The organism is Streptomyces sp. NPDC028289 (assembly GCF_055565975.1).
In genome coordinates, this window is the sequence record NZ_JBVHTI010000004.1 from 882,153 (window position 1) to 895,110 (window position 12,958).

Sequence of the window (12,958 nt, forward strand, 5' to 3'; positions counted from 1 at the left end):
TTACTGCAACATGGAGGCCATGGACTCGACCGTCGCGCTCCCGCAGCCGCAGTACGCCACCCACGACGTCACCAACCAGGCGCCCCCGCTCGCCCCCTACGACGCCTCCGACGACCCGGCCCTGATCGAGGGGCTGCGCCGGGAGGGGGCGGAGTGGGCCGAGGAGGGGATCCGGCGGCTCGGGGTACGGGCCGGGAGCGCGGAGGCGCAGGAGTGGGGGGAGCTGGCCAACCGCCACGAGCCGGAGCTGCGCACCCACGACCGGTACGGCAACCGGATCGACGAGGTCGACTTCCACCCCAGCTGGCACCACCTGATGCGGGCGGCGGTGGAGGAAGGGCTGGCGGGGGCCGCCTGGGCGGACGACCGGGCGGGGGCCCATGTCGCGCGGACGGCGGGCGGACTGGTGTGGGGGCACACCGAATCCGGCCATGGATGTCCGACGTCCATGACCTACGCCGCCGTTCCGGCGTTGCGCACCCAGCCCGAGCTGGCCAAGGTGTACGAACCGCTGCTGACCAGCCGGGCGTACGAGCCGGGGCTGCGCGTGCCGACGGAGAAGCCGGGGCTGCTCGCCGGGATGGGCATGACCGAGAAGCAGGGCGGTTCGGACGTACGGACGAACACGACGGCCGCCACGCCCACCGCCGAGCCGGGCGTCTACACCCTGCGCGGGCACAAGTGGTTCACCTCGGCGCCGATGTGCGACGTCTTCCTGGTACTGGCCCAGGCACCGGGCGGCCTCTCCTGCTTCCTCGTGCCGCGCGTCCTGCCGGACGGCAGCCGCAACGCGTTCCGCATCCAGCGGCTGAAGGACAAGCTCGGCAACCGCTCCAACGCGTCCTCCGAGCCGGAGTTCGACGGGACCGTGGCCTGGCTGGTCGGGCCCGAGGGGCGGGGGGTGAAGACCATCATCGAGATGGTCAACTGCACCCGGCTGGACTGTGTGATGAACTCGGCGACCCTGATGCGCAAGACGCTCGTCGAGGCGGGTCACCATGTACGGCATCGCAGCGCGTTCGGCGCCCGGCTCGTCGACCAGCCGCTGATGCGCAACGTCCTGGCCGACCTGGCCCTGGAGTCGGAGGCGGCGACCACGCTGACGCTGCGGCTGGCGGGGGCGGCGGACCGCGCGGTGCGCGGGGACGAACGGGAGCGGGCCTTCAGGCGGATCGCGACCGCCGTCGGCAAGTACTGGGTCACCAAGCGCGGCCCGGCCTTCACCGCGGAGGCCCTGGAGTGCCTGGGCGGCAACGGTTACGTCGAGGACTCCGGCATGCCCCGGCACTACCGCGAGGCCCCGCTGCTGTCGATCTGGGAGGGCTCGGGGAACGTCAACGCGCTCGACGTGCTGCGGGCGCTGTCCCGCGAACCCGGCGCCGCCGACGCCCTGTTCGGCGAGCTCGCGCACGCGCGCGGCGCGGACACCCGGCTGGACGCGGCCGTGACCCGGCTGAAGAACGAACTGGCCGAGACCGATCAGGCGGGGGCGCGCCGGCTGGTCGAGCGAATGGCGCTGGCGCTGCAGGCCTCGCTGCTGGTCCGGTACGCCCCGGCCGCCGTCGCGGACGCCTTCTGCGCGACCCGGCTCGGCGGCGACTGGGGGCACGCGTTCGGCACCCTGCCGGCCGGCACCGGGTTCGACGCGATCCTGGACCGGGCGCTGCCTGGCGGGAACTGATCCCTGTGCGATCCGCCGACGGCCGGTGACCGCCGACGGATCGCACACAGTCGCCGTCCGATTCCGCATCGTTGTCAGTGCCGTGGTGCAGACTCCCGAACAGGTGGTACTCGCCCGGGGAGGACAACGGTGTTCACGGGGATCGACGAGGTCGACTGGGCCTCGCTGCGGCACGCGTACGGCAGCGCGGCGGACGTGCCCGGTCTGCTGCGCGGACTGGCCTCGGCGGACGCGGCCGAACGGGAGGTCGCGCTCGACGGGATGTACGGCTCGGTGCATCACCGGGGGAACGTGTACGACTCGACGCTCGCCTGCGTCCCGTTCCTCTTCGCGCTCGCTGCCCGTCCGGAGGTGCAGGACCGGGGCGCCATAGTGGAACTGCTGGTCAGCATCGGCGCGGAGAGCGCCGGTTCCCGGGCCCGGGCCGCCGTCCGTGCCGGTGCCGAGGCGCTCGTGCCGCTGGCCGACGACCCGTGCCCCGGGGTGCGCCGCGCGGTGCCCGGGGCGCTGGTCCGGTTCCTCGACGAACCGGAGCGGGTGCTGGCGCTGTTACGGCGGCGGATCACGGACGAGCGCGACGAACAGGTGCTGCTCGCCCTGACCGAGGCCCTCGGGCTGTTCGTCCGGTGCCGTCCCGACCGGGCGGCCGGGGCGGTGGAGTTGCTGGCCGCGCAGAGCGGACCCCCGCACGCCCCGACGGCACGGCTGGCCGCGCTCGGGCAGTTGGGCCTCGGGGCGCCGGAGCGGCTGCCCGCCGATCTGGTGCCGGCCGTGGTGCGGCTGCTCAGGGAGCGCTCGGAGCGGCGGACGGCCGGTCCGGACCGGGTGGACGCGGACACCCTGGTCGGCCGGATACGGCGGCTGCGCCCCTCCGACGAGGAGGGTGCGTATCTGCTGCGCACCCTGCACCGGGCGCTGGAGGACCGGGTGGCGGACCGGATCGCGCTGCTCGTCGGCCAGTTGAGCAGCCCGGACCCGATGGACCGGTGCAACGCGGTGTGGATGTCGGCCGGGCTGTTCCGGGGCTGGCGGGCTGACTTCACGGCGCCCGTCTCGCTGATAGGCAGGCAACTGGGCCGTGAACAGGACCAGTTACGGGACGCGGCGGTGTCGGTGCTCGTGGAGCTGTTCGGGCTGGCCGCGCCGGCGGCCGACGAGCTGCACGCGCTGGTGACCGTGCGGCCCGACCTGTGGGTGCACACCTGGGAGCGCGGCAGCCCCTCGCTGGGCGGCCCGTTGAAGGCGCTGGCCAGGAGCGGCGATCCGCGCGCGGTGCCGGCCCTGGCCCAGCTGCTGGCGAGACCGGTGGTGCCCGGTGGGCTGGGCTTCGAGATCGTGCATCTGGGCCCGGCGGCCGCCCCGCTCGCGCCCGCGCTGCGGCGCCGGCTGGGCCAGGTCGACCCGGACTCCCCCGAGGCCGCCGAACTGGCCGCTCCGCTGCTGGCGGCGGTCACCGCCCTCAAGGACCCGGCGGCGGTGCCCGAGGTGCTGCGGCTGCTGCGCGGCGCACCGGACGGGTCGGGGGCCCGGGAGGCCCTCGTCGGGCAGGCGGTACGGGCGCTCGACGTCCTGGGGGCGGCGGCCAGGGCGGCGGCACCGGTCCTGCGCGGGCTCCTGGACACCCGGCACGCCGCCCTGGCGGCGGGGGCCCTGTGGTCGGCGGAGGGGGACGTGGCCGCCGTACTCCCGGTGCTGCTGCGGGAGCTGACGCACGGCCGCAACCGCAGCGCGCGGACGGCCGCCGAGCAGCTGGGCCGGCTGGGGGCGGCCGCCCGCAATGCGCTGCCCGCACTGCGCCGGCTGGCCGGGTCCGGCAGGGTGTGGGAACGGGTGGCGGCGGCCGAGGCGCTGTGGCGGATCGACGGGGATCCGGCACCCGTACTCCCGGTGTTCCGGGCCGCCTGGTCGGAGAACCCGTACACGCGGGGCACGATCGCCGGGTGTCTGGCCGCGATGGGCCCCGCGAGCGCCCCGCTGCGCGACCTGGTGACGGCCGAACTCGCCGCCCCCCGGCGGCACACGGCGCGGCCGGGCGGATACGGCGGCCACGACATCGCCCAGGACGAGCGGCTGCTCGCCGACTGCCGCCGGGCCCTGGCCCGGCAGGCCCGCTGAGGCAAGCCGGGCCGCAGGGCACGGGCGCCGACGCCCGCGTCAGCCGGTCATGCGGCCCCACTGCGGTCCGAGCCGCGCCCATTCCGCGTCCCAGCGGTCCATCCGGCGCCGCTCCAGCCGGCCGCGCGCCACCAGCCCGGCGACGAACGGGACGGCGGCCGCGCTCAGCCCGACCAGGCCGCCGATCAGCGCGGAGCGCAAGTGGGCCTCGGAGGTGGTGGCGGGCCGGGTGACGAGGTGCCCCTGCAGGTCCGTCCAGACGGTGACCGTGGTGCCGACCTTGCTGCCGGCCGGGACCCGCGCCTGACCGGTGTGGGCGGAGCCGTCGGCGACGGTCCAGCCCACGCGCGCCCAGACCCGCTCGCCGTTCGACGAGTCGGAGGACTCGGAGGAGCCGGAGGAGCCGGACTTCGCTGCCGCCGAGCCGGGAGCCTTGTCCATGACATGGGCCACGACCGGGTGCCACTCGACGCGCTCGCGGGCCAGGCCGTCCTCGACCGACCGGGCCGCCGCGAGCCCGGCGAGCACCCCGGCGAGCAGGGTGAGCAGCCAGGCGCCGAGCAGCACCCAGGCCTCCATCGTGTCGGCACGGCGCTTCAGCGGGTTGCGCCGCCAGCGCCACAGCCAGACCTTCGGACCACGGAACGCCTTCAAAGGCATCCTCCTCACGCGCGCACGGACAGCCCGGACCGTCCTCCCATACGGGAGCGGCCGCTGCGTTGCTCACGGCGAACTCCGAGTCGACGGTCGCACGACTGACCCCGCTCGCGCAGGCGTCTGTCCGAACGCGTTCCGCCGCCGTGTTCGACCGGCCGACACGGCGGCTCCGACCTGCGATGACGTCGTCCCCCTGGGGACTGTCAGTGGTGAGGTGCAGACTGGCCGATATCCGAGTGCCGGCTGTGACGGCAACCGCGGCCAGGACTGTGACAAGGACGTCATGGAGGTGATCGGCATGACCGAGGTACTGCTCGCCGTAGGAACCCGCAAGGGGCTCTTCCTCGGGAGGCGGCGAGGTGGCGCCTGGGAGTTCGACGAGAGTCCCTACTTCAACGCGCAGGCGATCTACTCGGTCGCCATCGACACCCGGGGCGGGCGGCCCCGGCTCCTGGCGGGCGGCGACAGCGCGCACTGGGGGCCCTCGGTCTTTCACTCCGACGACCTGGGCCGCACCTGGACCGAACCGGCCCGCCCCGCCGTGCGGTTCCCCAAGGACACCGGTGCCTCGCTGGAGCGGGTCTGGCAGCTCCACCCGGCCGCCGCCGAGCCGGACGTGGTCTACGCGGGCACGGAACCCGCCGCGCTGTACCGGTCCGAGGACCGCGGGGAGAGCTTCGACCTGGTCCGGCCGCTGTGGGAGCACCCGACGCGCGACAAGTGGGTGCCGGGCGGCGGCGGTGAGGGCCTGCACACCGTGGTCACCGACCGGCGCGACCCGAAGGCGGTGACGGTCGCCGTCTCGACGGCCGGCGTGTTCCGCACCGGCGACGGCGGCGCGAGCTGGACGCCGTCCAACTCCGGTGTCTCCGCGGTCTTCCTGCCGGACCCCGACCCGGAGTTCGGCCAGTGCGTGCACAAGATCGCGCAGGACGCGGCGAATCCGGACCGGCTGTATCTGCAGAACCACTGGGGGGTGTACCGGAGCGACGACGCGGGGGCGCACTGGACCGACATCGGCGAGGGGCTGCCGTCCACGTTCGGTTTCGCGGCGGCCGCCCATCCGCACCGCGGGGAGACGGCGTACGTCTTCCCGATCAACGCGGACGCCGACCGGGTGCCCGCCGGGCACCGGTGCCGGGTCTTCCGCACGGCCGACGCGGGACGGACCTGGGAGCCGCTGTCGGCGGGGCTGCCGCCGGAGGACCACTACGGCACGGTGCTGCGCGACGCGCTCTGCACGGACGACGGGGATCCGGCCGGGGTGTACTTCGGCAACCGCAACGGCGAGGTGTTCGCCTCGGCCGACGACGGCGACAGCTGGCGCCAGTTGGCCTCCCATCTTCCGGACGTGCTGTGCGTACGGGCGGCGGTCGTCACCTGATGCCGGGTCCCCCGCAGGAGGGCGGTTTCTGTCATCGGGGGCGCCGGTCCGGTCGTTGCCGGTCGTCCCGCGACCACGGTGGCCTCAGCTTGATCGCCGCCCCGTGTACGGCAGTAGGGTGACGCCGTGGCACCACGACCCTTGCATGAAATCGTCGAACCGGGCTGGGCGAAGGCCCTGGAACCGGTGGCCGGGAGGATCGCCGCGATGGGCGACTTCCTGCGCGCGGAGATCGCCGCGGGACGCACCTACCTCCCGGCCGGCCCGAACGTCCTGCGGGCCTTCCAGCAGCCCTTCGACGACGTCCGCGTCCTGATCGTCGGCCAGGACCCGTACCCGACCCCGGGGCACGCGGTGGGGCTGTCGTTCTCGGTCGCGCCCGAGGTGCGCCCGCTGCCGGGCAGCCTGATCAACATCTACCGGGAGCTGAACACCGACCTGGGTCTGCCCCAGCCGTCCAACGGCGACCTCACCCCGTGGACCCGGCAGGGCGTCCTGCTGCTCAACAGGGCGCTCACCACGGCCCCGCGCACCCCGGCCGCGCACCGGGGCAAGGGCTGGGAGGAGGTCACCGAGCAGGCGATACGGGCCCTGGCCGGCCGCGGCAAGCCGCTGGTGTCCATCCTGTGGGGCCGCGACGCCCGCAATCTCCGCCCGCTGCTCGGCCAGTTGCCGGCGGTGGAGTCCGCGCATCCCTCCCCCATGTCGGCGGACCGCGGCTTCTTCGGCTCCCGCCCGTTCAGCCGCGCCAACGACCTGCTGATCGAGCAGGGGGGACAGCCGGTGGACTGGCGTCTGCCGTGAGCGACGGGGGCGGCGGGCCCCGGGGGGCGGGGTTCCTCGCCGTCGACTCCGGCGGCTCCGGGTTACGGGCCGTCGTGGGCGTGCCGGGAGGTACGCCGTCCGCTCCGCAGGAGTCCCGGGAGCCGGTGCGGACCGGGGCGCGGGGCATCGACCCCGGGCACCTGCTGGAGCAACTCCTGCCCATGGCACGGGCGCTGGCCGACTCGTACGGGCTGGAGCGGATGACGACAGCCGTCGTCGGTGCCGCCGGGCTGGCCAGTCTCGGGGACGCGCTGCGAGCCGAGCTGCCGGGCGCGCTGGCCCGCGAGCTCGGGGTGCGGACGGTCGCGCTGGCCGCCGACGCCGTGACGGCATACGTCGGCGCCCTGGGCCCGCGCCCCGGCGCGGTGGTCGCCGCCGGGACCGGGCTGATCGCGACCGGTACCGATCTCACCCGGTGGCGGCGGGCGGACGGCTGGGGGCACCTGCTGGGCGACTGCGGCAGCGGCGCCTGGATCGGCCGGGCCGGCCTGGAGGCTGCGCTGCGCGCCTTCGACGGGCGCGACGGCGGCTCGGCCGCGCTGCGGGCCGGCGCCGAGGACCGGTTCGGGCCACTGCCCGCGCTGCCCGGACAGCTCTATCCGCGCGCCGACCGGCCCGCCGTGCTCGCCTCGTTCGCCCCGCGCGTCGCGGAGTGCGCCGAGGCGGGCGACCCGGTCGCGGCCGCGATCCTGCGCGCCGCTGCCCGGCACCTGGCCGAGTCGGCCGCCGCCGTCTGCCCCGCGGGGGGTGAACCCCTGGTCGCCCTCACCGGCGGCCTGTTCAAGCTGGGCGACCCGCTTCTGGTACCGGTGGCCGAGGAGTTGGCGCGGCTGCTGCCGCAGGCGCGGCAGGTGCCGGCGGAGGGCGATCCGCTGCACGGCGCGGTACGCGTCGCGAGTGACCTGGTCACCGGGCGGCTCACTCTGCCGGGTGATGAGAAACTGCTCTCCGTTGTACACATAAAACTTGTACACACAAAAGGGTATTGATCCTGTTGGCACATGAAGTGTCCGACAGGTGACGAGATCACCTTCGAATCAGGCGTAACTCATCAGACAAAAGCGGACGGATACCGCTCACCTGCACCCTCCCCGAACAAGGGAGCCCAGATAGCCAGTAACATGCGGCGCCATGAGCTCCCCCACTGGGCCCGCCGGCCTGCCAGTACGAATGCCGCGCCCCCGCCAGCCCGGACGGCACCGCCGCCCCGAGCCGCTGGTGGCTCCCGAGGACGCGCCCGCGCTCGTCCTCGCGGTGCCGGGTAAGCCCAGCGCGGCCACGCGCAGCCTCGCCGAGGAGGTCGTGAGCATCGCCCGCTCCGAGCTGCCCGGTCTCGACGCCCGCATCGGGTACCTGGACGGGGACGACGCGGAGTTCCCCACCCTCCAGTCCGTGCTGGCCGGTGCCGCCGAGGAGCGCACCGCCCGCTACGAGCAGGCCGTCGCCGCCGGCGTCGAGGGGATCAAGGCCCCCGACGGCCCGGTCGCCGTCGTCGTGCCGCTGCTGGCCGGTCCGGACAGTGCGCTGCTGCGCCAGGTCCGCCACGCGGTCATGGAGAGCCGGGTCGCCGCCGACCTGACCGATGTCCTCGGCCCGCACCCGCTGCTCGCCGAGGCGCTGCACGTGCGCCTCTCGGAGGCGGGGCTGGCCCGTGCCGACCGCGCGAGGCTGTTCACCGTGGCGACGGCCGCGGACGGCATCATCCTCGCGTCGGTGGGCGGCGACGAGGCGGTGCAGGCCGCCGGGATCACCGGCATGCTGCTCGCCGCGCGCCTGGCCGTGCCGGTGATGGCCGCCGCGCTGGACCAGGAGGGTTCGATCGCCTCCGTCGCGGAGCAGCTGCGGGGTTCGGGGTCGCAGCAGCTGGCGCTGGCGCCGTACCTGATAGGGCCGGAGATCGACGCGGCGCTGCTGGCCGCGGCCGCGGAGGAGGCCGGTTGTGCCACCGCCGAGCCGCTGGGGCCGTACCCGGCGATCGGGAAGCTGGCGCTGGCCAAGTACACGACGGCGCTGGGCATCGCGCCGCAGCAGCCGCAAGGTGCGCCGGTGCGCTGAGCCGACACAAGCCGACGGCTCCCTTTCTCGGAGAGGGGGCCGTCGGCTGTTTTCGTGGTGCTGCGGCCGGTCCTTGACCGCAGGCCGGTGGGGGGTGGTCGCGCAGCTCTCCGCGCCCCTTGCGGGGCGCTGCAGGCGACGTCAGTCGAAAACGATGCAGGAAGGCGCCGGGATCTCCACCGTGCCGTCGTAGCGGGGCTGGCCGGTCCGCCGGTCGATGGTGAACCAGGTGATGTTGCCCGACCGCTCGTTGGCGGCGTAGAGGAAGCCGCCCGCCTCGGTGATCGCCCGCGGCCAGTGGCCCCCGCAGGGGACCGTCGCCGTCAGGTGCAGCTGGTCCCCGTCGACCGTGAACGTGGTCAGGACGTCCTCGCCCCTGGTCGCCGTCCAGACGAAACGGCCGTCGGGTGAGACGGCGATACCGGACGGGTAGGCGTCGCCGGCCGGGGCGCCGGGCAGGACCGGGGTCTCGGTCAGCGGCTTGAGGGTGCCGGTGCCGGCGTCCCAGCGGCAGACGGTCACGGTCGGGGTGAGTTCGTTGACGACGTAGGCGTGCCGGCCGCCGGGGTGGAAGGCCAGGTGGCGGGGGCCGGAGCCGGGGCGCAGGGCGAACTCGCGGTGGAGGGAGGGGGCGCCCTCGTCCAGGGTGCAGACGCGCACCGAGTCGGTTCCCAGGTCGACGCTGACCGCCCAGCGGCCGCTGGGATCGGGCTGCACCTGGTGGGCGTGCGGGCCGCGCTGACGCCGTTCGTGCGGGCCCGCACCGGTGTGCCGGAGCAGTCCGGAGGGGGCGGGGGCGAGGGTGCCGTCGGGGCGGACGGGGACGGCGGTGACGCTGCCGGAGCCGTAGTTGGCGGTCAGGACATGGCCGTCGAAGACGCTCAGGTGGGTGGGGCCGCTGGCGTCGACCGGAACCGGCGGCCCGGCGAGGCGCGGCTTGTCGTCGTGGACGTGGTACGCGGCCACCGCGCCGTCGGCGGTCTCGCTGACCGCGTACAGGATGCGCCCGCCGGGCGCGAGCGCGAGGTACGACGGGTCGGGGACGCCGTCGACGCTCTCCAGGAGGGCCAGGGCGCCACTGTCCGGACGGACCGCCGCCGTGACGACCCCCGGGCCGCCCGCGGCCGTGAACGACCCGATGAAGGCCCTGCGCCGCCTGCCGCCGTCTGCCACCGCTGTCCCCTATCGCTGCGAGCCACCACGAGCCGGTACGAGTCAGAACGGGCCGGTTCGGTCCCGCCCGGGCCGACGGTAGCAGCTGGCGGTCTAGACCAGGGCGTGTGGGGCGGCGCGTCTCAGGCGCCGACCAGGGGTGAGCGCGAGGGGGCGCGCAGTGGCTCGGCGAGTTCGGACAGGGCGCGCTCCAGGCCGTGCAGATGGGCGAGGGCGGGTTCGGCGGGCGGCTCGGCGGGGGCGGTGATGTGCTCCGAGCCCCTGGTGAGCGCCTCGACGGCGGCCTCGACGCGCCAGCAGGCGGCGGCCAGCCGGGCGTCGTGCGAGGCCTCCGGGTCGGCGGCGACCGCCACCAGGCCGCGGATCTCGCGGGCGCAGTGGTCCAGCAGGGCGAGGACGCGGCGGGCGCGGCGCTTGCGGCCGTGCATCGGGTTGAGCGGGTGCACGAGCGGGGCGACCGAGAGCCGTACCCGGCCGAGGAGCTGTTCGAGTTCGGCCACCCGGGGTGCCGGGTCGGCGGTGGCGGAGCCGGCGAGCCGGGCGGCGGCCTCGGCGGTGCAGGCGTGCACGCAGCGCAGGGCGCGCCGAATCCAGGCGTCGGTGGTGAGGTGGGTGGTGACCGGCAGCACGAACAGCACGGCGAGGACGGCGCCGAGGGCGCCCACCGCGGTCTCGGCCAGCCGCAGCCCCAGCAGGCCGGGGGTGAGGACGCCGAGCAGGCCGTAGAGCAGCTCGGCGAGGAAGGTCACCCAGAGCATCATCCAGGTGTAGGAGACGGCGGCCGTGTAGAAGATGCCGAAGACGGCGGCCGTGACCAGGACGGCGGTGGGAACCGGGGCGCCCTGCACCGGGGCGGCGACCAGCAGGCCCAGCGCGATGCCGATGGCGGTGCCGAGGACCCGGCGGAAGCCACGCACCAGGGTCTCGCCGCGCGAGGCGGTGTTGACGAAGATCCACCAGGTGGCGCCGACCGCCCAGTACCAGCGCTGACCGGACACCAGCTGACCGGCGACCAGCGCGAAACCCGCGCCCGCGGTCGCCTGGACCGCCTGCCGGGTGGTCACCCGGGCCAGTCCGGTGCCGGCGGGCGGAGCGGGAACCGGCGGCGGGGGCAGGCGACGCTCGTAGCACCAGAGACCGAAGCGGACGGCGGCGGCGCTGAGCACGGAGAGCAGGACGGCGGCGTACAGCTCGGGCAGCTGTCGGGGGGTGGCGTGCAGGAACTGGGCGACGAAGAAGGTCATGAAGGCGAACACGCCCAGGCTGTGTCCGCGCGGACCCCAGCGGCGCGCGTACACACCCGCGCCGACCACGGCGAGGAAGACCAGGTCGCGGGCGACCGGCAAGCCGTGCAGTTCGGCCGCGGCCGCGAGCACCGGCAGGCCCGCGACGGGCAGCAGCGCGGTGGTGACGGCCTGTCCGCGGACGGTGGCGTCGGCGACGGTGAACAGCGCCAGCAGCGCGGCGAGACCGCCGGTGACGGCGCCCGTGACGGAGTGCCCGGCCAGTGCGCAGACCACGACGGCGAGGCCGATGCCCAGCACGGCGCGCGCGGCGAAGCGCAGCCGGACCCGCCCCGGGTCCGGAGCCACGAACACCCTCTTCAGCACTGCTTCCCCTCCCGCGGACGGCACAGAAAAGGCGCCGCGGGGATCCGCAGCGCCATCGACACACCCATGAGAGCACCAGAGGGGCTGCTGGCTCAAGTGGCGTCGATTCCGCTGTGCCAATGGTCCAGTCATGACGAGTGTGGTTCAACGACCGAAGCGCCAATGGTCCAGGTCGGCCGGGATCACCGCTGAGCCATTGGTACAGTCGCACGTCATGACCGTGGACGAGCTCGACACCCGCATCCTGCGGCTGCTGCTGGAGCAGCCGCGCACCAGCGTGCGCGAGTACGCGCGGGTCCTCGGGGTCGCCCGGGGCACGCTCCAGGCCCGGCTGGACCGGCTGGAGCGGGACGGTGTGATCACGGGCACCGGCCCTTCCCTCTCCCCCGCCGCGCTCGGCCACCCGGTGCTGGCCTTCGTCCACATCGAGGTCACCCAGGGGCATCTGGACGACGTCGGGGACGCGCTGGCCGCCGTGCCGGAGATCGTGGAGGCGTTCTCGATCACGGGCGGCGGGGATCTGCTGACCCGGGTGGTGGCGCGGGACAACGCGCACCTGGAGGACGTGATCCAGAAGCTGATCAGCCTGCCGGGCGTGGTGCGCACCCGTACCGAGGTGGCGCTGCGCGAACGGGTTCCGCACCGGTTGCTGCCGCTGGTGGAGTCCGTCGGCCGGGCCGCACGCGGCTAACGGCATCCTGATCGCATGAGCGATATCGGCGGCCTCGCGGTCATCTTCGATCTCGACGGAACACTCGTGGACAGCGAGCCGAACTACTACGAGGCGACGCGGCAGATGCTGGCCGGGCACGGCGTCACGGACTACACCTGGGCGGTGCACGAGCGCCTCGTCGGCATCAGCACGCTGGAGACGGTGACCCTGCTGCGCGACCGTCATGGACTGCGGCCCCCGGTGGCCGAGCTGCTCGCGGAGACGAACCGGCGGTATCTGGAGCTGGCCCGGACCCGTACGCGCGCGTACCCGGAGATGCGGAAGTTCGTGGAGCTGCTGGCGGCCGAGGGCGTCCCGTCCGCGGTGGCCTCCGGCTCCTCTCCCGAGGCGATCGAGGCGATCCTGGCCGGCACGGGCCTCGGCGCGCATCTGCGCACCGCGGTCTCGGCCGACGAGGTGGCACGCGGCAAGCCGGCGCCGGACGTCTTCCTGGAGGCGGCCCGCCGCCTCGGCGCCGCACCGGCGGACTGCGTGGTGCTGGAGGACTCCGCTCCGGGCGTGGCGGCGGCGCACGCCGCCGGGATGCGCTGCATCGCGGTCCCGTATGCGGCCGCACAGGCCGATCTCCTGACCACGGCCGATCTTCTCCTGCGCGGCGGCCAGGCGGAGTTCACGGCACGCGCGGCCTACGACTGGCTCACGTCGCTCTGAACGGCGGCCTTCCGGCGGAAGCCGCCCGGGCCGGCACCCGGAAGGAGCAGTCCGGCCATCCGTTCGCTCCGCCG

The 12,958-nt window shown here is 74.7% G+C and carries 11 protein-coding genes; 8 read left to right on the forward strand and 3 right to left on the reverse strand.

What is annotated here, in order from left to right:
* Positions 1-19 precede the first annotated feature (19 nt).
* Positions 20-1,681 (forward strand): DNA alkylation response protein, encoded by a 1,662-nt coding sequence (locus ACZ4UV_RS24065; protein ID WP_467840513.1) that lies wholly within the window; start codon positions 20-22, stop codon positions 1,679-1,681.
* Positions 1,682-1,810: 129 nt separating this feature from the next.
* The gene (locus ACZ4UV_RS24070; RefSeq protein ID WP_467840516.1) at positions 1,811-3,796 is read left to right on the forward strand and encodes a HEAT repeat domain-containing protein; all 1,986 of its coding nucleotides are present in this window, start codon (positions 1,811-1,813) and stop codon (positions 3,794-3,796) included.
* A 39-nt stretch (positions 3,797-3,835) separates the two neighbouring features.
* On the opposite strand, the gene ACZ4UV_RS24075 is transcribed toward ACZ4UV_RS24070, so the two are convergent.
* Positions 3,836-4,456, reverse strand: a complete 621-nt coding sequence (locus tag ACZ4UV_RS24075) for an Rv1733c family protein (protein WP_467840519.1) — start codon at positions 4,454-4,456, stop codon at positions 3,836-3,838.
* Positions 4,457-4,751: 295 nt separating this feature from the next.
* Here ACZ4UV_RS24075 and ACZ4UV_RS24080 point away from each other — a divergent pair, with 295 nt between their 5' ends.
* The 4 genes from ACZ4UV_RS24080 (at position 4,752) to ACZ4UV_RS24095 (ending at position 8,717) form a co-directional block, all read left to right on the forward strand.
* Positions 4,752-5,837, forward strand: a complete 1,086-nt coding sequence (locus tag ACZ4UV_RS24080) for a WD40/YVTN/BNR-like repeat-containing protein (RefSeq protein ID WP_451016408.1) — start codon at positions 4,752-4,754, stop codon at positions 5,835-5,837.
* Positions 5,838-5,963: 126 nt separating this feature from the next.
* A complete protein-coding gene (locus ACZ4UV_RS24085) occupies positions 5,964-6,641 on the forward strand; it encodes a uracil-DNA glycosylase (protein WP_451016409.1) in 678 nt (225 codons plus the stop codon).
* On the forward strand, positions 6,638-7,651 hold the full coding sequence (locus ACZ4UV_RS24090) for an N-acetylglucosamine kinase (protein ID WP_467840523.1): 1,014 nt from the start codon (positions 6,638-6,640) through the stop codon (positions 7,649-7,651). The genes ACZ4UV_RS24085 and ACZ4UV_RS24090 overlap by 4 nt, the downstream gene beginning before the upstream one ends.
* A gap of 142 nt (positions 7,652-7,793) precedes the next feature.
* Positions 7,794-8,717, forward strand: coding sequence for a sirohydrochlorin chelatase (locus tag ACZ4UV_RS24095; protein WP_451016411.1), 924 nt, complete (start codon positions 7,794-7,796; stop codon positions 8,715-8,717).
* A 141-nt stretch (positions 8,718-8,858) separates the two neighbouring features.
* On the opposite strand, the gene ACZ4UV_RS24100 is transcribed toward ACZ4UV_RS24095, so the two are convergent.
* On the reverse strand, positions 8,859-9,890 hold the full coding sequence (locus tag ACZ4UV_RS24100) for a lactonase family protein (protein WP_451016412.1): 1,032 nt from the start codon (positions 9,888-9,890) through the stop codon (positions 8,859-8,861).
* A 122-nt stretch (positions 9,891-10,012) separates the two neighbouring features.
* Positions 10,013-11,500: an FUSC family protein gene (locus ACZ4UV_RS24105; protein ID WP_451016413.1), complete on the reverse strand. Its 1,488-nt coding sequence runs from the start codon at positions 11,498-11,500 to the stop codon at positions 10,013-10,015.
* Between the two features lie 214 nt (positions 11,501-11,714).
* Here ACZ4UV_RS24105 and ACZ4UV_RS24110 point away from each other — a divergent pair, with 214 nt between their 5' ends.
* On the forward strand, positions 11,715-12,191 hold the full coding sequence (locus ACZ4UV_RS24110) for an Lrp/AsnC family transcriptional regulator (protein WP_351500967.1): 477 nt from the start codon (positions 11,715-11,717) through the stop codon (positions 12,189-12,191).
* A 15-nt stretch (positions 12,192-12,206) separates the two neighbouring features.
* Positions 12,207-12,884 (forward strand): HAD family hydrolase, encoded by a 678-nt coding sequence (locus ACZ4UV_RS24115; RefSeq protein ID WP_467840529.1) that lies wholly within the window; start codon positions 12,207-12,209, stop codon positions 12,882-12,884.
* Positions 12,885-12,958 lie beyond the last annotated feature (74 nt).